Origin of the sequence: Niveispirillum sp. BGYR6 (genome assembly GCF_027568365.1) — a bacterium.
Lineage (GTDB): Bacteria > Pseudomonadota > Alphaproteobacteria > Azospirillales > Azospirillaceae > Niveispirillum.
The window spans coordinates 346,639-369,731 of sequence record NZ_JANLNL010000001.1; the positions used below are offsets into that span (position 1 = coordinate 346,639).

Consider the following 23,093-nt stretch of genomic DNA (forward strand, 5'->3'; position numbering starts at 1 on the left):
CATGATCACGCACGTACTCTATTTCGTGCTGGCCTGCGGCGTGCTTGCCATTCTGTACGGATTGGCGACGGCGCGTTCGGTTCTGGCGGCCAGCCCCGGCAATGCCCGGATGCAGGAGATTGCGCAGGCAATCCAGATCGGGGCCGGCGCCTATCTCAACCGGCAATATACAACCATCGCCATGGTGGGTGTGGTGATTGCCATTCTGGTGGGCGTGTTGCTGGGGCTGCATGTCGCCATCGGCTTTGTGCTGGGGGCGGTGCTGTCGGCGGCGGCTGGCTATATCGGCATGAATATTTCCGTCCGTGCCAATGTGCGCACGGCAGAGGCTGCGCGCCACGGGCTGGCGCAGGGGTTGTCGTTGGCCTTTCGCGCCGGCGCGGTGACCGGGATACTGGTGGCCGGCCTCGCCCTGCTGGGGGTGGCCGGCTATTTTCTGGTGTTGACCAGCATGGGCTTTACCGGCCGACCGCTGGTGGATGCGCTGGTGGCCCTTGGCTTCGGTGCCTCCCTGATCTCCATCTTCGCCCGGCTGGGCGGCGGCATCTTCACCAAAGGTGCCGATGTCGGCGCCGATCTGGTGGGCAAGGTGGAAGCCGGCATTCCGGAGGATGATCCCCGCAATCCCGCCGTCATTGCCGATAATGTGGGCGATAATGTCGGCGATTGCGCCGGCATGGCGGCCGACCTGTTTGAAACCTATGCCGTGACCGTGGTGGCAACCATGGTGCTGGCCGGCATCTTCTTTGCCGGCCAGGGGGCCTATCTGGACGCGATGCTGATCTATCCGCTGGCCATCGGCGGGGCCTGTATCATCACCTCCATCATCGGCACCTTCTTTGTGCGGCTGGGCAGTTCCGGCAACATCATGGGCGCGCTTTACAAGGGTCTCATCGCCTGCGGGGTGCTGTCGCTGGGGGCGATTGCCGCCGTGACGGCGTGGGTGCTGCCCGAAGGGTTCGCCACCATACTGGCCACCGGGGCCGGTGTTCGTTTCACCGGGACAGACCTTTATTATTGCGCCGTCATCGGGCAATTGGTGACGGCGCTGATTGTCTGGATCACCGAATATTACACGGGTACCGGCTATCGCCCGGTGAGGTCGGTGGCGCAGAGCAGCACCACCGGCCATGGCACCAATGTCATCCAGGGCTTGGCCATTTCCATGGAATCCACAGCCCTGCCGGCGCTGGTGATCTGTGCCGCCATCATTGGCTGTTATCTGCTGGCGGGCCTGTTCGGCATTGCCATTGCGGTCACCAGTATGCTGGCGGTGGCGGGCATGGTGGTGGCGCTGGACGCCTATGGCCCTGTCACCGACAATGGCGGCGGTATCGCCGAAATGGCCGATCTGCCCAAGGAGGTGCGCGTCACCACCGACGCGCTGGATGCTGTGGGCAATACCACCAAGGCCGTGACCAAGGGCTATGCCATCGGCTCGGCCGGACTGGGCGCGCTGGTGCTGTTCGCGGCCTATCATGAGGATCTGAAATATTTCATGGCCGATCCTGCGGCCTATCCCTATTTCGCGGGGGTGGAGATCGATTTCAGCCTTTCCAACCCCTATGTCGTGGTCGGGCTGATTCTGGGTGGGCTGCTGCCCTATCTGTTCGGGGCCATGGGCATGACGGCGGTGGGCCGTGCCGCCGGCTCGGTGGTGGAGGAGGTGCGCCGTCAGTTCCGGGAGAATCCGGGCATCATGGCTGGCACCTCAAAACCCGATTATGGTCGCGCCGTTGATATGCTGACCCGTTCCGCCATCCGGGAAATGATCGTGCCTTCCCTGTTGCCGGTGCTGGCACCCTTGGTGCTTTACGCCCTGGTGGCGGCGATTGCCGGCAAGGGGGCGGCCTTTTCTGCCCTGGGTGCCATGTTGCTGGGCGTCATCGTCACCGGCCTGTTCGTCGCCATCTCCATGACCTCGGGCGGCGGGGCCTGGGACAATGCCAAGAAATATATCGAGGAGGGCCACCATGGTGGCAAAGGTTCGGACGCGCACAAGGCGGCAGTGACCGGCGATACGGTGGGCGATCCCTATAAGGACACGGCCGGCCCGGCCGTGAACCCGATGATCAAGATCACCAATATCGTGGCCCTGCTGTTGCTGGCCATTCTGGCCCATCAGTAGTTATCGGCGTTAAACAAAACAGGCGGCCTATAGAGGCCGCCTGTCACTGTTTCAGGGCGAAAACCTGCGGTCTTACTTCTTCTTCTTGCCGTCATCCTTCTTCTTGCGCGACGGCTTGGACAGGTTGCTCAGCATCTGTTCGAAGAAGCCCATATCATGGCCTTCGGTCGGGGTGACGCGGGCAACCGGCGCCACATAGGCGGCCTCGCTGCCATCAATCTCCTTGATCTCCTGCACCGTGCCCTGATCATTAAAGCGGATGCGCACGATGCGTTGGGCCGTCACTTCCGGATCGAAGAAGGCCTCCTGCGCGGTGTGGCGACCGATATAATACCAGGTGGCGCCATCCACCGTGCCGGTGGAGGTGGGCGAACCCAGCACATATTGCACCTGATCGCGGGTGGTGGTGCCCTGCTGAATCTGGGCCAGGCGGCTATCTTCGACAAGATTGCCCCTCACCGCAGTGATCGGGCTGCACCCTGCCAGGGCCAGGCCGGCGAAGCCGGCGGTCAACAGCAGCGAAGCGTGGGTCTTGCGCATGAACGGAGCATCTCTTGTCAAAATCATCACCAGGAACCGGTGCACCGGCTGCCTATGCACGAACCAGACAGCACGACACAAGCGGTCGTACAATCGGCCATGCTTGACGCCGGGGGCACCGCCCCCTATCTGGCCGGTGACATTGGCACCGGCTTTGGCGCAATGTCAATCACTGCCCCTGCCATATTATGGCGGCGGCCATTCCGTTGCCCTCAACCGCCGCTTTGGAAGCTTTCCATGTTGAACCGCCTGTTCAGGAAAAAGATCTCGGAACGCACCGTGGCAAAACTCTATGGCGCGATTGTGGAGCAGGCGCGCCAGCCGGTATTTTTCCGCGACCTGGGCGTGCCAGACACGCTGGAGGGGCGGTTTGAGACGATTTCCCTTCATGCCTGGCTGGTGATGCGCCGGCTGGCCATGGGCGGTCCTGCCGTGGCGGATTTCAACCAGGCCCTGTTTGATTTCATGTTCGCCGATCTGGATTTCAATCTGCGCGAACTGGGGGCCAGCGACATGAAGGTGGGCGAGCGGGTGAAGGAACTGGCCAGTCATTATTATGGGCGTGTTCAGGCCTATGATACCGGATTGGCCGGTACCGATGGTGCCACGCTGGAAGCCGCACTCGATCGCAATCTTTATGGCTCCACCTTGCCAGAGCCGGAGCATGTGGCCGCCATGGCGGCCTATGCCCGCCGCCAGCTCGCCCATCTGGAAGCCTTCCCTGTCGAGCGGCTGCTGGCCGGGGACGTCACCTTTATATCCTGAGCGGTCGGTTACCGTCCGCTATCCGCCCGCTTTCGCGGGCCGCATCCTTGTCGTTTCAGTGGAGTTGCCATCATGAACAGCCCATCCCAGGCCCCCGAACTGTCCCGCATCGTCATCGCCGACAAGGTGACCACGGCCGGTGGGCACGAGGTGGTGACGGCGACCGAGGCGGAATGCGCCGCACTGGCGCAGCGATTCGATCTGATCTCCCTATCCGGTCTCACGGCCAGAATGCGTCTGCGCCGGGTGCGGGGGGAGTTCATCAAGGTCACCGGTGAGTTGACGGCCGATGTGGTGCAGCGCTGTGTGGTGACCCTGGAACCGGTGCCTGCCCATGTGCAGGAGGATTTCTCCGCCCTGTTCGCCCCTGATCATCTGATCCCCAAGGAGGAGGATGAGGCGGAGAGCGATCATTTTCAATATCTGGGTGGGGATGAGGATTTCCCCGAGCCGATGCCGGGCGGGCGGATCGATATTGGCGAACTGGTGGCCCAGAATCTTTCGCTGTCGCTGGAACCTTATCCGCGCGTGCCAGGGGTGGAATTTACCCCGATTCTGGAGGATTATGATCCGACCACTCAGGATAATGGGGGTGATCTGCCGCCCGAGCCCCCCCGTCAGAACCCTTTTGCGGCCCTGTCCCGCTTAAAGAAGTCGTCATAATCGGGTTTCTCGCTTGCCCTGACACACCATATCCAGTATTCAAGCGCCTCTGTCCAAGGCGGCCCCTTGTTGGCCGCCTAAAACATTGTGAGTTACGATCATGGCCGTTCCGAAGAAAAAGACCTCCAAGTCCAAGCGTAATATGCGCCGTTCGCATGACGGGCTGACCGCTTCCGCGTACAATGAATGCAGCAACTGCGGCGAGCTGAAGCGCCCGCACCATGTCTGCGGCTCCTGCGGCCAGTATGATGGCCGTGAAGTGACGCAGACCGCTGCTGCCGCCGCGTAATCATTGCCGTTCCGGCTTCTCGCGGTATAGGGACCACGTACGCTCGTGACTGCGCGCTTGCGGATCGCCTTGGACGCCATGGGTGGCGACCATGCACCTGACATGGTCGTCGCCGGCGCCGACTTGGCGCGTGAGCGCTGTTCGAATGTCGAGTTCCTGTTTGTCGGCGATGAAGCGCGTATCAACGCGCTTCTCGACCGCCATCCGGCACTGAAATCCATTTCCACCGTCCGGCATACGCCGGATTTTGTGGCCATGGATGCTAAACCCTCTGTTGCTTTGCGTGCTGGGCGCAATTCCAGTATGCGGCTGGCCATCGATGCGGTGGCGGCGGGGGAGGCGGCTTGCGTTGTCTCCGCCGGGAATACCGGCGCGTTGATGGCGATTGCCAAATTCGTGTTGAAAACGCTGCCCGGTATCGACCGTCCGGCCATCGCCTCCATCTTCCCGACCTTGCGGGGGGAGAGTGTGATGCTGGATATGGGGGCCAATCTGGAATGCGACGCGGATAATCTTGTCCAATTCGCTGTGATGGGCACCGTATTCAGCCGGACCGTGCTGGGATTGCTGGAACCTTCCATCGGCCTGCTGAATGTCGGGTCGGAGGAGCAGAAGGGCCACGAGTCGATCCGCGAGGCTGCTGCGGCCCTGCGCGACACACCGCTGGCCCGGAACTTCCACGGTTTTGTGGAAGGCAACGATATTGCTGCCGGTACTGTCGATGTCATCGTTACCGACGGTTTCACCGGCAATGTCGCGCTGAAGGCGGCGGAAGGCACGGCCAAGCTTTACAGCGAGTTCCTGAAGCGCACCTTTGCTTCTTCTCTGCTGGCCAAGCTGGGCTATCTGCTGGCCCGTGGCGCCTTTGGCAAGCTGCGCCTGCGCATGGACCCGCGCCGTTATAATGGCGCGATGTTCCTGGGGCTGCGTGGCATCTGTGTGAAAAGCCATGGCGGCACCGATGCCATCGGCTTCAGCAACGCCATCGCCGTGGCGGCCGACATGGCCAATCACGGTTTCAACGATAAGATCCGTGACCAATTGGCGGTATTGCAGGCGGCTCTGGCCGCCAGTGCCGCCGCCAAGGTCGAGGCGGATGGTCAGGGTAGCGAGGCGGCGGTTCAATAATGGCGATCCGATCGATCATCCTGGGCTGCGGCTCCTATCTGCCGGCGCGCGTCATGACCAATGACGATCTGACCAAGATCGTCGATACGTCGGATGAATGGATCAGCGAACGCACCGGTATCAAATCCCGCCATATTGCCGCTGATGGTGAAACCACCAGCGATCTGGCCTATCACGCTGCCGTTGCTGCCCTGGACCATGCCGGGGTGACGGTTGATGAGCTGGATTTGATCGTGTTGGCCACGGCCACCCCCGATAATACCTTTCCCGCCACTGCCACCAAGGTGCAGGCGCGCCTGGGCATGAAGCGCGGTGCTGCCTTTGATGTGCAGGCGGTTTGTTCCGGCTTTATCTATGCGCTCTCGATAGCCGACAATTTCATCAAGGCCGGGCAGGCGCGCACGGTGCTGGTGATCGGGGCGGAGACCTTCTCCCGCATCCTGGACTGGACCGACCGTACCACCTGTGTGCTGTTCGGTGACGGGGCCGGAGCGGTGGTGCTGCGGGCCCAGGAAGGGCAGGGCACGGCGGCGGACCGGGGTATCCTCTCCACCCATCTGCATTCCGACGGCTGCCACCACGATCTGCTTTATGTCGATGGTGGCCCTTCCAGCACGCAGACCGTGGGCCATCTGCGGATGCGCGGGCAGGAAGTGTTCAAGCACGCCGTGGTCAATCTGGCCGATGTGGTGCGCGAAGCCCTGGCCGCCAATGACATGCAGCCGTCGGATATCGACTGGCTGGTGCCGCATCAGGCCAACCGCCGCATCATTGAAGGGACCGGCCGCAAGTTGAAGCTGGACCCGGCACGCGTTGTGGTGACGGTCGATCACCATGGCAATACCTCTGCCGCCTCCATTCCGCTGGCGTTGGTGGAGGCGGTGCATGATGGCCGCATCAAGCGGGGCGATGTGCTGTTGCTGGAGGCGATGGGCGGCGGCTTCACCTGGGGCGGCGCCCTGGTTCGCTACTGATTTCCGCCTTTTGGCGATGCATCAAGAACCGCGCCCAACTATCTGGAATTGACGCGCTTTCATCATGCAAGTACCGTCTAGGCTTTACTGCCTGGGGGAAACGTCATGAGCAATACCGTTACCCGTGCCCAATTGAGCGAGGCCGTCTATCAGCATGTCGGCCTGTCGCGCAATGAATCCGCCGATCTGGTGGAAAGCGTGCTGGACGAGATCGTGGACGCGTTGGCCGGCGGCGACATGGTCAAAATCTCCTCTTTCGGCAGTTTTGCCGTGCGGTCCAAGGGTCAGCGCGTCGGTCGCAACCCCAAGACCGGGGAAGAGGTGCCGATTCTGCCGCGCCGGGTGCTGGTGTTCCGTGCTTCCCATGTGCTGAAGTCCCGCATCAACGATCGTTTCGCCGGCCAGGGCTGAACGCGCGATGCGTGATGCGGCGACGACCGATCCCGATGCAGTGCCGAGCAAGCCTGTGGCCAAATCCGCCACAGCTTTCCGTACGATCAGTGAGGTATCAGCCGACCTTGAAGTGCCACAGCATGTTCTGCGCTTCTGGGAAACCAAGTTTCCGCAGATCAAACCGCTGAAACGCGGTGGCGGCCGGCGCTATTATCGCCCGGACGATGTGGAACTGCTGCGCCGTATCCAGGCCCTGCTGTACCGCGAAGGCTATACGATCCGGGGTGTCCAACGCCTGCTGAAGGAAACCCGCGGCAGCGGTGGTCTGCCCCCGGTGGGGCAAGCGCCCGCTGCCAGCCTGTTCAATCTGGATGAGGGGGAGGTAGCAGGCGGGGCGGACCAGACAGCCGACGATTCCCCCACTTTGCCAGAGTTGGGCGAGGCAGAGGCCGTCGAATCGGACCCGCTTTCGCCCCGCATCCGCGAGCGGTTGTCCGACATTCTGATGGATATGCTGGCGGCCCGCCGGTTGCTGGACTGAATACCGCTTGCCGTGGATCAGGCTTGGCGCAGCTGGGCACGCAGGGCCAGAACCCGCCGACCATATTCCCGCGCACGCGGTTCATCCATCCAGGTGTGATAGCGACCGACCGCCAGTTCCAGGTCACGCGGCAGGCTGTCAATGGCCTCTCGCAGGATGCCGGCCCCTATCCGCATATTGATATCCGGGTTCAGCAGGTGGCTGACATCCGGCACCCTGTGTCCGTGCCAGCGCACATTCACCTGCATCCAACCCAGATCGGCATCAGCCAGCTCTGCCGCCGGCATGGTCATGACCAGCTGCATGGCGCTTGATTGGTCTGGCGGATAATAGGATTCCTTGGCGGTTCGCACCGCATAAGGCCAGGGGCCGTTACTTCCCTTCCGGTTCAGCCGGCTTTCCACATAGCTGACCGCATAAAGCAGATATGGGTCCAGCCGGGCGAGCTGGCCGGTCACGGCAAAGGGGGTGTTCCGCAGGTCCAGCGCCTTGGCAGGTGCTGCCAGCCCTGCTGCCATGATGGCAGCCCCCGCCATGAAACCGCGTCTTGAAATGCCCAATTCTCTCTGCGCCCCTTCATGCATGGAAGGGCCATATCATGGCGTGGCTTGCCTTGCCAAGAGCGCTGGCGCGGCAGGTCACGGCGCAATCAGGCGGGATTGCACGGCCACAGCGATGGCGTGGAACTTGTTATGCACGCCCAATTTCCGCATGGCATTGTCAAAATGATATTCCACCGTGCGCTCGGTGATGTTGAGGATGTCCGCTGTCTCTGACCGGGTCTTGCCACGGCAGGCCCAGACCAGGATTTCCCGCTCCCGGTCGGTCAGCGTGGGTGGCGCTTCGGCCGGTGTCTGCGGCAGGCCCCGAAAATGCAGCAGCCTTTCATGATAGGTGGCGGCCGCCAGTTTCAGCCAGAAGGGGACAGCGTGATCCATCTCCTCCGGTGCTTCGGTCCAATAAAGGCTGAGCAGGGCGGAGGCCGGATGGCCGCGATGATCCACAGCATGTAAGGGCATGGCAAAGCCCTGCGTATATCCGTGGTCCTTGGCCAGCCCCATTACCTGCCAGGCGCGCCCCTTCGGGCCGGCCCGCCGGCGTACACGCGGGTCAAATTCCAGGCAGTCAGCCCATGTGAAGGCAACATTGCTGCTGGCCGCCCGGGTCACCACCGGATCATAACCCAGCAGCCCCATGGATACATATGTCTCTACAAAGTCACTGCGGACAGATGTCTGGTAAAAGGGCAATGCTTCGTCATGCAATGGCAGCTGGCGTACATCCACATAGGAGAAGCACTTAAACCCAAGACCATGGATGATTTGTGTCATGCATAGCCACAACGCATCCTGATCCGGAGCATCGGAAAGTCGATTTAAAATTTCTTCTGCTACGTGCATCGCTGTCCTCACAATACAACGCGCTGTCACTCTATCGTTTAAATACCTGGGTAAATGCCCAGCTATTATAACCCATGTCTCAAATGGCGTACTCCTCAAAACAGCGTAGCGGAGTATGTCATGCAGGAATTGAAGATCTTCCGCTTCCGTGCCGGTGAAGCGCCGGAATACATGGCCCAGGCTTGGCGGTTACGCCATCAGGTGTTCCGTGAAACGCTGGGCTGGTCGGTCAGGTCCCTCAATCAGCTGGAAATCGATCAGTTTGACAAGATGGCGTTGCATTGCGTCGCTGTCGAGCGGGATGTTGTGGTCGGTTACTGGCGTTCGCTGCGTACGACAGAACCCTATCTGCTGGAACAATATTTCCCCGATCTGCTGGAAGGGCGGCCGCTGCCCAAGCGGCCGGATATCTGGGAGATCAGCCGTTTCGCTGTGGCCCCCAGCCATCCGCGCCGGCGCGATGTCGGCAAATCTCTGGCGCTGGAAATCGGCCGTTTCGGCTTTGATCAGGGGGCCAGCCGGCTGATTGCCGTGGTGGAACCGCCCTTTGGCCGTTTCATCCGCGCCTGCGGCCTGCCCGTGACCCAGGATGTCACGCCGGTGGTGGTGGGCACGGGCAGCCAGGGCGATGTGATCGCCACCATCATCACCCTGGATATGCAGACCTATGCTCAACGGCTGGGGGCTGCTGCCTGTCAGGCCCAGATTGCTGCCGCGTGAGGTGTTCCCATGTTCGCCAAGATCAAGGAAGCGCTGATGGGCGATCTTCCGGCCTTCGCCGCCGATCCGATCGGTTTTGTTGAAAGCCGCACCCTGGGCCAACCTGCCCCCGTGCCGGTGCAGTTGGGGCCGAAAAAGGCAATACTGGTGGCCACACCTTCTGCCTTCCGGCATGTGCTGGTGGATGGCCGCGACCGCTATGGCAAAGGCTCGGAACAGGCGCGTCTGCGCCCGCTGCTGGGTGACGGGTTGATCACGGCCAGCGGTGACCGCTGGAAGGCGGCGCGCGATGCGGTGAAATCCAGCTTCGGCGGGGCCTCACTGCAGCAGGGTATCGGCATGGCCATGGGCGTGCTGTGCCAGGAAACCGCCATGCTGGCCGCCCGCGAGGGGGAGTTGCTGGACCTGCACGCCCTGATGGGTGAATTGACCATGAAGATGGTGGTCGCTGCCCTGTTCCATGCCCGCATGGATACGCAGCAAAGTGCAGCGGTCTATGGCGCTGGCGTGGTGGCCCATGAAAGGCTGACGGAAACCATGTGGCGGGCCATTGACCTGGACATGTTGCTGCCGACACGCAAGCATCGGCGGTTCAAGGGTGCCATCCGCACGCTGGAAACCCATATTGCTGGTTTCCTGTCCAATCCCTGCGGCCCGCTGGCGGCGCTGGCCCCCTTGCAGCAACAGTTCGGCCCGGCGGTCTTGCGGGACGAGGCCATGACCATGCTGGTCGCCGGCTTTGAGACGACGGCGATGGCTGCCGCCTGGCTGGTCTATATTCTGTCGACGCGTCCCGATCTGGTGGATTGGCTGCGGCCGGAAGCCGAAGGGGCCAGCAATGGCGGCTGGGGTCTTGATCCCGCCCGCCTGCGCGACCTGCCGCGTTGCAAGGCCATGGTGCAGGAGGTGCTGCGCCTTTACCCTTCCACCTGGTGGGTGGCGCGCCAGGCGCTGGCCGACGATGTCATTGATGGTACGCCGGTGCCGAAAGGGGCGACCATTCTGCTGTCGCCCTGGGCCCTGCATCGCCAGCCGGCGCAATGGGCCGAACCATCGGTCTTCAATCCGCAACGCTTCATGGACACTGTGCCGGACAAGTTCGCCTTTGTCCCGTTCGGCATGGGGCCGCGCACCTGCGTCGGCGCTCAACTGGCCATGGCGGAACTGACCGCCCTGGCGGTGATGATGGTTTCCGCCTTCGACCTGATCCCGGAATCCGGACAGGTGGAGCGTCTGCGTCCCGTCGGGGGCGTCACCCTGGGGCCGCCCGCGCGCGGCCTGAAAATAAGAATATCAACCCGTAAGGCAGCAAGGATCGCCGCGTAATGCCATACCTGACGAAGATCGCCCCTGACCAGGATAATGAACCCGTGGTCAGCCACCTGATGCGCCGCGCCTTGGATGAGGTCAAAGAGATTGACCACACAGTGACCCGCAACCTGATTGTCTGTGGTCACCGCACCTCCATCCGTATTGATTCTATGACCTGGAAAGCCTTGGGCACCATTGCCCGTGGTGAGGGGATGACCATCAATGAGGTTGCGAGCCACATCGCGGCCAAGCGACAGGGCGATATTTCCCTGACAGCGGCCATTCGCATGTTCGTCGTCGGCTACCTCAACTGGCGGTCGCCCGCCCGCCCGCGCAGCATCCCCGCCGCTTGACAGAGTGAGGGCGCAGGGGGCGCCAATTTCCCGCAACGTCCCCTGTCGTCCACCCATGCCGGTTTCCTTAATCTCTGATAAGCTGTCGTTGATCGGCTGGTTCCGCCGGAACCAGAGCCGGCGAATGGCCGCGAGGTGGGCATGGAACGGATCGATATCCTGATTGTCGGTGGTGGCATTGCCGGCGCGGCGCTGGCCTATGCCCTGTCGGTCGACCATCGGGTTGCCCTGCTGGAGCGGGAGACCCATTGCGGCTATCACGCCACCGGCCGCTCGGTCGCGGTATATTCGGAAACCTATGGTAGCCGGGCCATCCGGGCACTGACTGTGGCATCCGGGCCGTTCCTGCGCCATCCGCCGGACGGGTTCAGCCCCGGCCCGATTTTGCACCCGCGTGGCGCCCTGCATATCGCCCGCGGCGATCAGCTGGAGAAGCTGACCGCCGCCCTGATTGAGATGCAGCCCCTGGCCCCGGCCATCAACCCGTTGACCGCCCCTGAATGTTTGACCCTGGTGCCGTTCCTGCGCCCCGATCAGGTGGGGGCCGGCATTCTGGAATCGGGGGCCTGCGATATTGATGTCGATCTGCTGCATCAGGCCTATCTGCGGGCGGCCCGTGCCCAGGGGGCGATTATCCGGACCGAAATGCCGGTGACCGGCATCCGCCCCGATGGGGATGGCTGGCGGGTGGATACACCGGCCGGGCCCTGGCAAACCTGGACGCTGGTCAATGCCGCCGGGGCCTGGGCTGATCAGGTGGCCCAGTTGGCGGGGGTGGCCCCTGTTGGTTTGGAACCACGCCGCCGCACGGTGACCCTGGTGGAACCACCGGCCGGGCTGGACATTGCCCGGCTGCCCTTTGTTGTCGATATCGACGAAAGCTTCTATTTCAAGCCCTCGGCCGGCATGTTGGCGGTGTCGCCAGCGGATGAAACCCTGGTGGAACCAGCCGATGTACAGCCGGAGGAGCTGGATATCGCCTCGGCCATGGATCGGCTGCAAACAGCCTGCAACATCAAGGTGACCCGAAAGGGGCGCAGCTGGGCGGGGCTGCGCAGCTTCGTCGCTGATCGCAATCCGGTCATCGGGTTCGAACCACGGATACCCGGCTTCTTCTGGCTGGCGGCCTTGGGGGGCTATGGCATACAGACTGCCCCGGCCGTGGCCGGGCTGGCGGCCAGCCTGATCCGGGACCAAGGTGTACCGGACCGCCTGACCAGCCTGCATTTTGATCTGGCGACGGTCAGCCCCAACCGTCTGCGGCGGTGATTGTCCGACCTGTTTGTCACAGGCGCCAAGGCACGGCACCTCCGCAGGAGGGCCGTGCCGGCCGTCGCTCTCTCCTTCACGCTACCGATGGGTAACGTCGCCCCGAAGGCAAGGTGAACAGACACTCAGATTTACATCCACTGCTTAAGAGTGGGTAAACAAAGCGAAGCGGCCCCATTAATGTCACAGACACCCCCGTCCCATCCTGGGGTCAGGAGGCTGCCGGGGCGTGCAGTTCGGCCAGGAAAGCTTCCAGCGCCAGCCAGCCGGCCGGGGCGTGGCGGATGAAACGGCTGACAAGCTCCCCCGCATCGCCATAGCGTTCCTCAATGATCGCCATTTCGATCCGCTGCGCCAGCACGCGCAACCGGGGTGTGCCCAGGTTGCCGGCCAGCGAGATCATGGAATGGGCTTCGCGGCGGAGGTCCGGCCAGTTGCTGTCCGTCTGATGTTTCTGCATCCGTTCGACGCGCTGCCGCCCGGTTTTGATGAAAGTCCAGACCAGATCGCTGAATTCCTCCACTGTGGCAAAGGAGAGCAACCCTTCCAGCACGCTGCGGTCCAGCACCGGTTCGCCTGAAACATCATCTTCCTGTGTATTCGTCTCCACCATTTCAGGCGTAACCTCCAATATTCTTGTTGTACCGGCCGCACCCGACCAGCGGGCGGCGGTTTCCAGCAGGGTGACGGGCACATAGGGCTTGGACACGTAATCATCCATCCCGGCCTCCAGATAGGTTTCCCGCATCCCCACCATGGCATTCGCTGTCATGGCGATGATCGGGGTGCGGGGGCGGCCTGCCTGCTGTTCCTGGGTACGGATCAGGCGGGTCGCCTCTATCCCGTCCATTCCCGGCATCTGCACATCCATCAGGATCAGATCATAGCGGTTAGCGGCTGCCGCAGCGGTGGCCTCCATCCCGTCGCCCACCAGGGTGACGCCATAGCCCTCGCGCATGAGGATCAGGCGGGCCACGTCGCGGTTGATCTGGTTATCATCCACCACCAGAACCTGCCGTCCGACGCCGCGGGCCAGCGGCTGGCCGATCTCAGGCGTCTCCGGGACCGCAGGAACCGGCTCCCCGAACAGTCGGCCCAATGTCTCCAGCAGGGCCTGCGGCCGCACCGGCTTCACCAGCACCGCATCGAAGACTTCCGCCGCCGGATCGCCCGGTTCCAGCCCGCCGGCTGAGGTGACCAGCACCAGTTTGACCTGGGCAAAGCTGGGATGGTGACGCAGCCAGGCGCCCAAACTGTCGCCGGCCATGCCGGGCATGGAATGGTCGATCAGGATGACATCCGGCGGCCGCTTTTCCCGCGCAGCACGATCCAGTTCGGTCAGCGCGCCTTGCCCCCCATTGACCAGCACATGCCGTATGCCAAGCCGATCCAGATGGCCGCCCATGATGCGGCGGTTGGTTTCCAGATCATCCACCACCAGCGCCGTCAGCCGGCGCAGCCGTTCCGGCAGTTCCAGCCGGTTGGGCAGGCGGGCGCTGGCGGCTGGCAGATTGATATCGAACCAGAAGCGGCTGCCGGCGCCGGGCGTGCTGTCCACCTTGATTTCCGATCCCATCAACCGGGCCAGCTGCTGGCTGATGGTCAGCCCCAGACCGGTGCCGCCGAAACGGCGGCTGATGGAATTATCGGCTTGATTGAATTTCTGGAACAGACGGTCAATCTGTTCCGGCGCCATGCCGATGCCGGTATCCTTCACCGTGAAGCGCAGGTTCCGGCCCTCGCTGCCATCGGTTGATGGCAGCAGCTGCACCTTGATGGTGACACGCCCATCCTCGGTGAATTTCACCGCATTGCCGGCCAGGTTCAGCAAAATCTGCCGCAATCTTGTGGGGTCACCGCGATAGGCACCGGTGGCTGCCGTATCCAGATTGGCGGTCAGGGCGATGGCCTTTTGCTGGGCCCGCGGCGCCAGGATGGCCAGCACGCCATCCACCACCTCTTCCAGGGAGAAGTCGATCTGCTCCAGCTCCAGCTTGCCCGCTTCCAGCTTGGAGACATCCAGAATATCGTTGATGACATACAGCAGCGCGTCGGCGCTTTCCCGGATCGTGTCGGCAAAGCCGCGCTGTTCGGGGTCCAGGGTGGTATCCAGCAACAGGGCCGTCATGCCGATGATGCCGTTCATCGGCGTGCGGACCTCGTGGCTCATATTGGCCAGAAACTCGGATTTCGCCTGATTGGCGCGTTCAGCCTCCCGCCGGGCCTGTTCGGCCGCCTCCCGCGCGGCTTCCGCGGCCAGACGCGAGCGGTCCAGGTCATCGGCCAGCCGGCGCAGATTTTCTGCCTGATCACCCAGACGGTCACGCGCGGTGCGCAGCTCCTGCTCCTGTGCCACCCGCTCGCCGACATCGCGTGTCGCGGACACAATGCGTTGGCCGGCCTGCCGGTCGGCCGCCAGGGCGAAAGCGGTTTCCACCCAGATGAAATGTCCGTCACCATGGCGCAGCCGATAGGTGACGGGCGGGCAGGGCATACCGGCGGTCAGCACGGACAGGGCCCGTTCCAGACGTTCGGCATCCTCCTCATGCACCAGATCCAGCGGGCTGCCGCCGGTCAGCTGTTCCGGTTTGTGACCCAGCATCCAATCGGCTGAGGGGGAGACATAGAGATAGGCACCGTCCAGGGCGTGAAGGGCCACCACATCGCTGCCCTGTTCAGAAAGAAGCCGGTATTGCGCATCCCGGGTTGCCAGTTCCTGGGCCTGATGCTGCAACCCTTCCGCCATTTCATTGATCGCAGCCCCCAGCACGCCGATTTCCCCCGGCCCTGCTGGTGCGCGCAGGCCCAGTTCCCCCCGGCCCAATCGTTCCACCACGCTGGAAAGCCGGGTCAGCGGCGTCAGCACCGTGCGTGACAGGCCGACATAGAGGATGGCGACGGCCAGGATGGCGACGATGCCGGTAAAGGCCAGATGCCGGCTGAATTCCAGTTCAGCACGGGCCACCGCCTGATCCTTGGGGAAGGAGACAATGATCTTCACCCCGGTATCGCCCAGCGAGGCAAAGCCCATCAGCCGTTCCACCCGGTCCACCCCGGTGCCCTGCAGGGTGCCGCTCTCCCGCTGCAGGGCCATCTGCACGAAGGGAAGGTCGCGCAGCGACACGCCTTCCATCCCCGGTATATGCGGCTTGCGGATCAGCGCATTGCCTTGGGCATCAACGGCCAGCAGGTTCATTTCGGTGGCGGTATCGGCGGTCAGCCGGTCGGCCGACTGTTCCAGCCAGGCCAGCAGCAACCCCGCCAGAACCACCCCGCCCGGTTTGCCATCCTTTCCCATGATCGGGTGGGCATAGACCAGGATGGAGCGACCATCGCTGAGCGCGCGCAGGTAACCGCTGGTGACCGGCTGGCCGGTCATCATGGCCTGCCGGAAATAATCCCGGCCGGCAACGCTTTGCACGGCACCGGCTGCTGCGGTGCCGCACAACACTTTGCCTTCGGCGTCGGTCACCAGCAGGTTCGACAGCCAGGGCTGGGTTTCCTTCAATGGGGAAAGTCTGGCCGCACATTCCGCCTCCCCCGGCGGTTGCCGGGCCACCACAGTGACCACGCGCTGTACATTCATCAGCAATTCGCCATGCTGATTGGCAATGGCCTGGGCAATATCCAGGGCGCGGGTCTGGGCCTGGACAATAGCATCATTGCGCCGCGCACTGTTTTCCAGCACCAGCACAATGGCCATGGCGGCGATAACTGTCGCCACCAGAAATATCAGCCGCCCGCGCAGCGTTAGGAATGCGGAATAAAGCGCCATGGCCAATCCGGAATACAGGCAAAAGCCGCCGCCACGGCGGGCAATCCGCCGTAAAGCTCATACCCTATTCTATAACGGAAATGGTGCCAGTGCAGCAGCCTGGGATTTTCGTTCATTGGGATAGCGGGATTATCAGGTTGGGAGGCGGAAAACAGCGCTGACCGGGCAGGCCGCATCCCGACGCAGGGGAGAAATAAACCTGTCATGAAACTTCCCGATCTTTCTGTGCAGGGCTTTCCCGGATGCGACGTATAAGGGCTTACCGCCTTGACTTTCCACGAACTGACTGAAGATCGCTGATGCAGCCCTCCAGCCCTGTCGTTGCTGCCGGTTCCCCTAAACCCGCGACCCCGCGTCGCGGTAAAGGCAAGTCCCGCCGGCTGTTGCCCATTGGCCTTACCGCACTGGTGCTGCTGGGGGGCGGGGCCTGGTGGTGGTTCGGCGTCCGCTCCACCGGACCCGACAATGCCCATCTGCTGACCGCTGCGGTGGAACGGGGCGATATTGAGGATACGGTGTCGGCGGTGGGCAACCTGCAGCCGCGCGACTATGTGGATGTCGGCACCCAGGTTTCTGGCCAGTTGCGCAAGCTGCATGTGGAAATCGGCCAGACAGTGGAGCAGGGCACGCTGCTGGCAGAAATCGACCCCACCGTCTATCAGACCAGGGTGGAGGCCGATAAGGCGCAGCTGGAAAATTACAGCGCCCAGCTGGCTCAGCGGGAGGCGGAACTGGCCTTGGCCCGCCAGCAATATCAGCGCCAGAAGAACCTGCTGAAGGACAATGCCACCAGCCAGGACGCCTATCAGAGTGCTGAGACCAGCCTGCGCGCGGCCGAAGCATCGGTGCGGGTGATGAATGCCCAGATCCGTCAGACGACATCCACCCTGCGCGGGGATGAGGCGAACCTGGGCTATACCAAGATTTACGCGCCGATGACCGGCACCGTGGTGTCGCAGAATGCCAAGCAGGGCCAGACCCTGAATGCCAACCAGTCGGCCCCCATCGTGCTGCGCATCGCCGATCTGTCGGCGATGACGGTGACGACGGAGGTGTCGGAGGCCGATGTTTCCCGCCTGAAGGTCGGGATGCCGGCCTATTTCACCACGCTGGGCCGGCCGGATCGCCGCTGGCAGGGCACATTGCGGCAGGTGGAGCCGACGCCGACGGTTGAAAATAACGTGGTTCTCTATAACGCCCTGTTCGATGTCGGGAACGAGGGGGGCGAGTTGATGACCCAGATGACGGCCCAGGTCTTCTTCATCGTTGCCTCGGCCAAGGATGTGGTGCGCGTGCCGGTGGCGGCGTTGCAGGCGCCGCAGCGCCCCACCGGCCCTCGCCAGCCCGGCCAGCGCCCGCCCGGTGCCGAAACGGCCGGCGGGGCCAGCGCGCGGCCCGGTCCGCCGGCCGCAGGGGGCGAACGCCCGGCCGGCGGCGGGCACGGCAAGATGCGGATGGTCACCGTGCTGAAACCGGATGGCACGACGGAGGAACGCCGGGTGACCATCGGCGTCAGCGACCGCATCCATGTGGAAATCACCGATGGCCTGAAGGAGGGGGAACAGGTGGTGATTGGCCGCGCCCCCAGCGCCGGCCAGATGCAGGCCCAACGCCAGCAGAACCAGCAGAATGCACAGCGGATGCGCCCGCCGGGGGTGCTATGAGCGCGCCGCAGCCGCCGCAGCCGGTGACCCCGCTGATTGAGCTGCGGGAGATCACCAAGACCTACGCCACCGGGGAACTGGCGGTGCAGGTGCTGAAAGGCATCTCCCTGAAGATTTATCCTGGCGAGTTTATCGCCATCATGGGGGCGTCGGGGTCGGGCAAATCCACCCTGATGAATATTCTGGGCTGCCTGGACCGGCCGACGACGGGCGAATATCTGTTTGACGGGCGGGATGTTTCCACCTTTGACCGCGACATGCTGGCGCTGTTGCGGCGCGAGGCGTTTGGCTTCGTCTTTCAAAGCTATAACCTGATCCCGATGATCTCGGCGGCGGAGAATGTCGCCGTTCCCGCCATCTATGCCGGCATGTCGCTGGACGCGCGGCGGGAGCGGGCGGAACATTTGCTGACTTCCCTGGGCCTGGGCGAACGGCTGGATCACCGGCCCAGCCAATTGTCCGGCGGTCAGCAGCAGCGTGTTTCCATCGCCCGCGCCCTGGTCAATGGCGGTCAGGTCATTCTGGCGGATGAGCCGACCGGTGCGTTGGACAGCCGCAGCGGGGAAGAGGTGATGCGCCTGCTGGGTCAGTTGGCCGACCAGGGGCACACCATCATCCTGATCACCCATGACCGTGATGTGGCGCAGAATGCCCGCCGGCTGGTGGAGATCAAGGACGGCCAGATCATTGCCGACCATCCGGTGGAACATCCGGGCGTGGCCCCGGCCCCCCCGGTTCCGGCCCATGCCCTGCACGTACCGGAACCGGGGCAGGATAGCGGCTGGACGATGCGGGAACTGGTGGAAGCCTTCCGCATGGCCATGGGGGCGCTGACGGCCAACCTCTATCGCACCATCCTGACTCTGCTGGGCATTGTCATCGGGGTTGCCTCTGTGGTGGCGATGCTGGCGGTGGGCAATGGGTCCAAACAGGCGGTGATGGACCAGATCAGTGCCATGGGCACCAACTTGCTGTTGGTGCGCCCCGGCGCGCCCGGCCAGCGCAATGCCAATGGCGTGGCGACCCTGGTGCCCAGCGATGCCGATGCCATTGCCACCCTGCGCAATGTGGTGGCGGCGGTGCCGGAATATACCGGCGGCGTGACCGCCCGCGCCGGCACCCAGGATTACCAGACCCAGGTGAATGCCACGACATCCAACATGGTGACGGCCAAGAACTGGCCGGTGGGGGAAGGCGTGTTCTTCACGCCGGAGGATGAGAAACGCTACGCCCCTGTTGCCGTCATCGGCCAGACGGTGGCCAACAACGTCTTTCCCGGTACCAACCCCATCGGCAAATATATGCTGTTGAAGAATGTGCCGTTCCAGGTCATCGGGGTGATGTCGGCCAAGGGGGCGACGGCCTTTGGCCAGGATCAGGATGATGTCGTCTTCGTGCCGCTGACCACCGGTCAGTTGCGCCTGTTCGGCCAGCGTAACCTGCGCACCATCACCGTGCTGGTGGAGGATCTGGAGCAGATCGACGCCACCCAGGCGGAGGTGACAGCCCTGCTGATCGCCCGCCATTCGATGGAGGATTTCCAGATCCGCAATACCGCCTCCATCATTGAAACGCAGATGGCGATGCGGGACACGATGACGGTGCTGTTGGGCTCCATCGCCGCCATCTCCCTGCTGGTGGGCGGGATCGGCGTGATGAATATCATGCTGGTGAATGTGACGGAGCGGACGCGCGAAATCGGCATCCGCATGGCCACCGGCGCCCGCGCCCGGCACGTCATGCAGCAATTCATGCTGGAGGCCTTGCTGGTATCGGCGTTGGGCGGGGTGATCGGTGTGGTACTGGGCCTGTCGGTGGCGGGTGGGCTGACGCTTATCGGTACGCCCATTCAATTGTCGCTGATGCCGGTGCTGCTGGCCTTTGGCTGTGCCTTTGCCACCGGCCTGATCTTCGGCTTCACCCCGGCCCGCCGCGCCGCCCATCTTGATCCCGTCGTCGCGCTTGCGTCTGACTGACCCTAAATCCCGGACTTTCCCCGCATGATCACCCGCCGCCCGCTTCGGCCCCTGACCATCGCCCTTCTTGCCAGCGCGGCCCTGTTGGGCGGCTGTTCCAGCCACCCGGAAGATATGGCATTGGTGCGGCCGGTAACGCCACAGGCCGCATGGTCGGCCGGCAATGATGCCGCTGCCGTCTGGCCCAAGGCTGACTGGTGGCAGGGCTTCAATACGCCGGAACTGCTGGCCCTGCTGGCCGAAGCCAGACAGGCCAATACCGATCTGGCCCGCGCCGCCCTGCGGCTGCGTCAGGCGCAGTTGCGGGAGGTGCAGGCCGGTGCCGCCCTGCTGCCCTCCCTGGGGGCGTCTGCCAATGTCAGCCGGCAGCAGAGCGGTGGCTGGGGCGACAGCACCGCCGCTTCCCAGGGGCGCACCAGCACCGGGCTGGGCCTGTCGGCTTCCTATGAGCTGGATTTCTGGGGCAAGAACCGCGCCTCCGACACGGCCGCGCGGGTGAATACGGAAATCAGTCGGCTGGACCAGGAAACCGTCGCCCTGACGGTGACGGCGGATGTGGCCAACACCTATTTCCAGGTATTGGCCTTGCGGGACCGTGCCCGCAATGCGGAAGAAAATCTGACCTTGGCGCAACGGGTTCTGGCGGTGGTGGAATCCCGCTTCCGCAATGGGGCCGCCACCGCCCTGGATCTGGCCCAGCAACAGGCGTCGCTGGTATCCCAGCGGGCGGCCATTCCGTCGCTGCGACAGCAGGAACTGGATGCCACCTTGAATCTGGCCGTGTTGCTGGGGCGGCAGCCGCAGGATATGGCGGTCACTGCCGGCGGCCTTGGCGGGCTGGGTCTGCCGGTCACCGGTGTGGGGGTACCGGCAGACCTGTTGGAACGCCGGCCCGACCTGAAAGGCGCCGCCCTGGCATTGGTCAGCGCCGGGGCGGATATTGTGGCCGCGCGGGCCGCTCTGTACCCGTCGGCCAATATCAACCTGTCGGGCAATCTGTCCGGCAGTGGATTGAGCAGCCTGGTGAGTGCGCCGACGGCAGCGGCCAATCTGGGCCTGTCGCTGGCGCAGTCGATCTTCGATGGCGGCAGCCGTCGCGCCGCCGTGCAGATTGCCGAGGCGCAGAAGCTGCAACTGATCGAGACCTACCGCGCCAATATCCTGACCGCCTTTTCGGATCTGGAGACGGCGCGCGGTGCTGCCCGCAATGCCGAAACCCAGCGCAAGCTGCAGGAGGAATCGGTTCGGCTGGCGCGCGAAGTCTTCCGGCTGGCGGAAACCCGCTATCGGGAAGGTCAGGTTGACCTGCTGACCCTGCTGGATGCCCAGCGCTCCCTGCTCTCCGCCCAGGACAGCCTGACCCAGACCCGGCTGGCGGAATTGCAGGCGGCGGTGGCGCTGTATCGGGCGCTGGGCGGTGGTTGGGGGCCGGCGGCGGGGGCTGTCACTCCACCGGCCGGGTGAAGGCGCGATCCCAATCCCGCAGCAGACGGCCATAGCCGGCGGCATGGCGCAGATCGCCCAGCGTGAAGACCCGGTCCAGCCGTTCCCGGCGGGCCCGGGCCAGCGGGTGGATTCTCCCCTTCGTGTTGATCTCAACCCGGTTCCACAGATTGCCCAGCGGCAGGGTCACGGAAAAGCCGAGCGTGCTGCCGCCATCACGATCCACCGTCAGTTCGGTCGCCAGCAGCGCCCCGGTGCCGAACCGGCGGGACAGGCTGGCTGTACCCCCCCAGTCGCCGGCCAGATAGCGGCCCACCGCCAGTTCCAGGCGCGTATCGGCTTCCGCCTCTTCCCAGCCCAGGGTCAGGTGACCGCTGGTCTTGTCCGATCCGCGCAACAGGGCGATGTCACCGGGCAGCCGCTGCCACAGATGATGCGCGGTGAGGCCGACCGACCAGCGGTCCAGCGGGCGCTGCCAGCGCAGCTCCCCACCCGCCCCGCTATACATTTCCTCCAGATGGCCGGCCTCCAGCATCACGTCCAGCGCTGGGGACAGGGCGGCGACGATATTCCCTTGTGCGCGTTCCAGTGTCAGCGGTTCCGCCATATAGGCGGCCAGCCCGCCACGGCCGCGCGTATCCTCCGCCAGTGCCGGGCGATAGGCGGGTTCCGGCATGGTGAACCGGCCGCCGCCATGCAGGATCAGCCCGGCCAGCGGCACCAGGGTCAGCGCCGCGCCTGCGCTGCTGCGCTGGGCCCAGTTTGTGCCATCCGGCCCTGGCCCGGCCTCCACCATGGCATCCAGCCCGATTTCCCAATGCTGGGCGCGGTGCGATGGGTAAGGGGCGCGGCTGAAGCGGGCGCTGCGGCGGATTTCCGCGCCGCTGCCATCCCAGCGGCGGGCACGTTCCAGCGATCCGGGTGTCATCTGCACCGCCATGCCGGGCAGGCCCAGCCGGTGGGTGGCGATGCTGGTGGGGGGATTGTCAACCAGGGCAGCGGCGGCAACGGTGTCGGCGGCCGGCATGGTGGCGGTGATTTCGGTGATGGGTTGCCCATCCGGTCGGCGTGCGGGCAGCGGCCAGGGTTGGTCCCGCTCTGTCAGGTCCAGACGCAAGGCCAGCCCCAGCAGCAGGCCCCGCCGCCGTTGCCAGCTGCCGGACAATTCCAAGCCCTGCAGCGGCCGCAGGCTGGCGGTCAGGCGCGGTTGCCAGGCGGCCCCGGCCGTGCCGCCGCTGGCCGTCAGCCACATTGTTTTGATCAGGGGCAGGCGGACGGGGACACGCAGATTGACCAGCCCGATCGGGGCGCCGGGGTGATTGGCGAGACCACCGCGCCAGCCAAGGCCGGTGGAAAGCTGCACCCCCGCCACCTCCACCCCCAGCATGGCGCTGTCAAGCCTGTCAGCGCTTTCGCCCAGACCACGCATCCCCAGGGTCAGGGCCGGATGATAGCGGCCTTGCGGCCAGAGCCGCAGATCAAGATCACCCACCGCGTCGTCACTGTCTGCCGGCTGGCGCAGGGTGACGGCCAGCGGCGTGACGGGTTGCAGGCCGATCCGGGCCTCCCCACCGCCCCGCCACAGCATCTCATCCAGCCAGGCGGAGCCGGCGGCCGGCAGGAAGGCGGAAGGGTGAACCCCCGGCAACGGCCCCTCCGCCGCCTGCGCCCCGGCCGCCAGCAGAATGGATAGCAATGGCAGCAGCAGGCGGCGCAAGATGGGGAACGCAGTTGCGAAAGCGAAGCCGGATTATGTGTGTG

At 64.0% G+C, this 23,093-nt stretch carries 20 protein-coding genes; 15 read left to right on the forward strand and 5 right to left on the reverse strand.

Going from position 1 to position 23,093, the window contains the following annotated elements:
- The first annotated feature begins 1 nt into the window (after window position 1).
- On the forward strand, window positions 2-2,128 hold the full coding sequence (locus PCJ49_RS01445) for a sodium-translocating pyrophosphatase (protein ID WP_269909375.1): 2,127 nt from the start codon (window positions 2-4) through the stop codon (window positions 2,126-2,128).
- Between the two features lie 72 nt (window positions 2,129-2,200).
- Here PCJ49_RS01445 and bamE read toward each other — a convergent pair whose 3' ends face one another.
- A complete protein-coding gene (gene bamE / locus PCJ49_RS01450) occupies window positions 2,201-2,668 on the reverse strand; it encodes an outer membrane protein assembly factor BamE (RefSeq protein WP_089287260.1) in 468 nt (155 codons plus the stop codon).
- A gap of 237 nt (window positions 2,669-2,905) precedes the next feature.
- Between bamE and PCJ49_RS01455 the strand changes: the two genes are divergently transcribed.
- From PCJ49_RS01455 to PCJ49_RS01485, 7 genes are all read left to right on the forward strand, one after another.
- The gene (locus tag PCJ49_RS01455) at window positions 2,906-3,433 is read left to right on the forward strand and encodes a ubiquinol-cytochrome C chaperone family protein (RefSeq protein ID WP_269909376.1); all 528 of its coding nucleotides are present in this window, start codon (window positions 2,906-2,908) and stop codon (window positions 3,431-3,433) included.
- A gap of 72 nt (window positions 3,434-3,505) precedes the next feature.
- Entirely contained in the window at window positions 3,506-4,096 is a 591-nt protein-coding gene (locus PCJ49_RS01460) for a DUF177 domain-containing protein (RefSeq protein WP_089287258.1), read from the forward strand.
- Between the two features lie 100 nt (window positions 4,097-4,196).
- The gene (rpmF, locus tag PCJ49_RS01465; protein ID WP_089287257.1) at window positions 4,197-4,385 is read left to right on the forward strand and encodes a 50S ribosomal protein L32; all 189 of its coding nucleotides are present in this window, start codon (window positions 4,197-4,199) and stop codon (window positions 4,383-4,385) included.
- A 45-nt stretch (window positions 4,386-4,430) separates the two neighbouring features.
- Window positions 4,431-5,513 carry a phosphate acyltransferase PlsX gene (gene plsX / locus PCJ49_RS01470; RefSeq protein ID WP_269909377.1) on the forward strand — a complete coding sequence of 361 codons (1,083 nt, stop codon included), beginning with the start codon at window positions 4,431-4,433 and terminating at the stop codon, window positions 5,511-5,513.
- Window positions 5,513-6,487 (forward strand): beta-ketoacyl-ACP synthase III, encoded by a 975-nt coding sequence (locus PCJ49_RS01475; protein WP_269909378.1) that lies wholly within the window; start codon window positions 5,513-5,515, stop codon window positions 6,485-6,487. Before plsX ends, PCJ49_RS01475 begins: the two co-directional genes overlap by 1 nt.
- Window positions 6,488-6,592: 105 nt before the next feature.
- Window positions 6,593-6,898: an integration host factor subunit alpha gene (locus PCJ49_RS01480; RefSeq protein WP_089287254.1), complete on the forward strand. Its 306-nt coding sequence runs from the start codon at window positions 6,593-6,595 to the stop codon at window positions 6,896-6,898.
- A gap of 7 nt (window positions 6,899-6,905) precedes the next feature.
- Window positions 6,906-7,421, forward strand: coding sequence for a MerR family transcriptional regulator (locus tag PCJ49_RS01485; RefSeq protein ID WP_269909379.1), 516 nt, complete (start codon window positions 6,906-6,908; stop codon window positions 7,419-7,421).
- A gap of 17 nt (window positions 7,422-7,438) precedes the next feature.
- On the opposite strand, the gene PCJ49_RS01490 is transcribed toward PCJ49_RS01485, so the two are convergent.
- Window positions 7,439-7,957, reverse strand: coding sequence for a transglycosylase SLT domain-containing protein (locus tag PCJ49_RS01490; protein WP_269909380.1), 519 nt, complete (start codon window positions 7,955-7,957; stop codon window positions 7,439-7,441).
- 102 nt (window positions 7,958-8,059) lie between these two features.
- Window positions 8,060-8,821, reverse strand: a complete 762-nt coding sequence (locus PCJ49_RS01495) for a LuxR family transcriptional regulator (protein ID WP_269909381.1) — start codon at window positions 8,819-8,821, stop codon at window positions 8,060-8,062.
- A 120-nt stretch (window positions 8,822-8,941) separates the two neighbouring features.
- Here PCJ49_RS01495 and PCJ49_RS01500 point away from each other — a divergent pair, with 120 nt between their 5' ends.
- The 4 genes from PCJ49_RS01500 to PCJ49_RS01515 all read left to right on the forward strand — a co-directional run bounded on the left by PCJ49_RS01500 (window position 8,942) and on the right by PCJ49_RS01515 (window position 12,474).
- Complete coding sequence (locus PCJ49_RS01500; RefSeq protein WP_269909382.1) at window positions 8,942-9,541, forward strand: GNAT family N-acetyltransferase; 600 nt, start codon at window positions 8,942-8,944, stop codon at window positions 9,539-9,541.
- A 9-nt stretch (window positions 9,542-9,550) separates the two neighbouring features.
- The gene (locus PCJ49_RS01505) at window positions 9,551-10,867 is read left to right on the forward strand and encodes a cytochrome P450 (protein ID WP_269909383.1); all 1,317 of its coding nucleotides are present in this window, start codon (window positions 9,551-9,553) and stop codon (window positions 10,865-10,867) included.
- The gene (locus PCJ49_RS01510; RefSeq protein WP_269909384.1) at window positions 10,867-11,205 is read left to right on the forward strand and encodes a ribbon-helix-helix domain-containing protein; all 339 of its coding nucleotides are present in this window, start codon (window positions 10,867-10,869) and stop codon (window positions 11,203-11,205) included. The genes PCJ49_RS01505 and PCJ49_RS01510 overlap by 1 nt, the downstream gene beginning before the upstream one ends.
- Before the next feature lie 141 nt (window positions 11,206-11,346).
- Window positions 11,347-12,474, forward strand: a complete 1,128-nt coding sequence (locus tag PCJ49_RS01515) for an FAD-dependent oxidoreductase (protein WP_269909385.1) — start codon at window positions 11,347-11,349, stop codon at window positions 12,472-12,474.
- Between the two features lie 211 nt (window positions 12,475-12,685).
- On the opposite strand, the gene PCJ49_RS01520 is transcribed toward PCJ49_RS01515, so the two are convergent.
- Window positions 12,686-16,249 (reverse strand): response regulator, encoded by a 3,564-nt coding sequence (locus PCJ49_RS01520; protein ID WP_269909386.1) that lies wholly within the window; start codon window positions 16,247-16,249, stop codon window positions 12,686-12,688.
- A gap of 299 nt (window positions 16,250-16,548) precedes the next feature.
- On the opposite strand from PCJ49_RS01520, the gene PCJ49_RS01525 reads away from it, so the two are divergent.
- Genes PCJ49_RS01525 through PCJ49_RS01535 form a run of 3 tightly spaced genes read left to right on the forward strand, consistent with a single transcriptional unit; the run spans window position 16,549 to window position 21,353 of the window.
- A complete protein-coding gene (locus tag PCJ49_RS01525; protein WP_269909387.1) occupies window positions 16,549-17,913 on the forward strand; it encodes an efflux RND transporter periplasmic adaptor subunit in 1,365 nt (454 codons plus the stop codon).
- Window positions 17,910-19,889, forward strand: coding sequence for a MacB family efflux pump subunit (locus tag PCJ49_RS01530; protein ID WP_269909388.1), 1,980 nt, complete (start codon window positions 17,910-17,912; stop codon window positions 19,887-19,889). The genes PCJ49_RS01525 and PCJ49_RS01530 overlap by 4 nt, the downstream gene beginning before the upstream one ends.
- A gap of 24 nt (window positions 19,890-19,913) precedes the next feature.
- A complete protein-coding gene (locus tag PCJ49_RS01535; RefSeq protein ID WP_269909389.1) occupies window positions 19,914-21,353 on the forward strand; it encodes an efflux transporter outer membrane subunit in 1,440 nt (479 codons plus the stop codon).
- Here the strand turns inward: PCJ49_RS01535 and PCJ49_RS01540 are convergent.
- The gene (locus tag PCJ49_RS01540; RefSeq protein ID WP_269909390.1) at window positions 21,334-23,049 is read right to left on the reverse strand and encodes a YjbH domain-containing protein; all 1,716 of its coding nucleotides are present in this window, start codon (window positions 23,047-23,049) and stop codon (window positions 21,334-21,336) included. The genes PCJ49_RS01535 and PCJ49_RS01540 overlap by 20 nt on opposite strands.
- Window positions 23,050-23,093 lie beyond the last annotated feature (44 nt).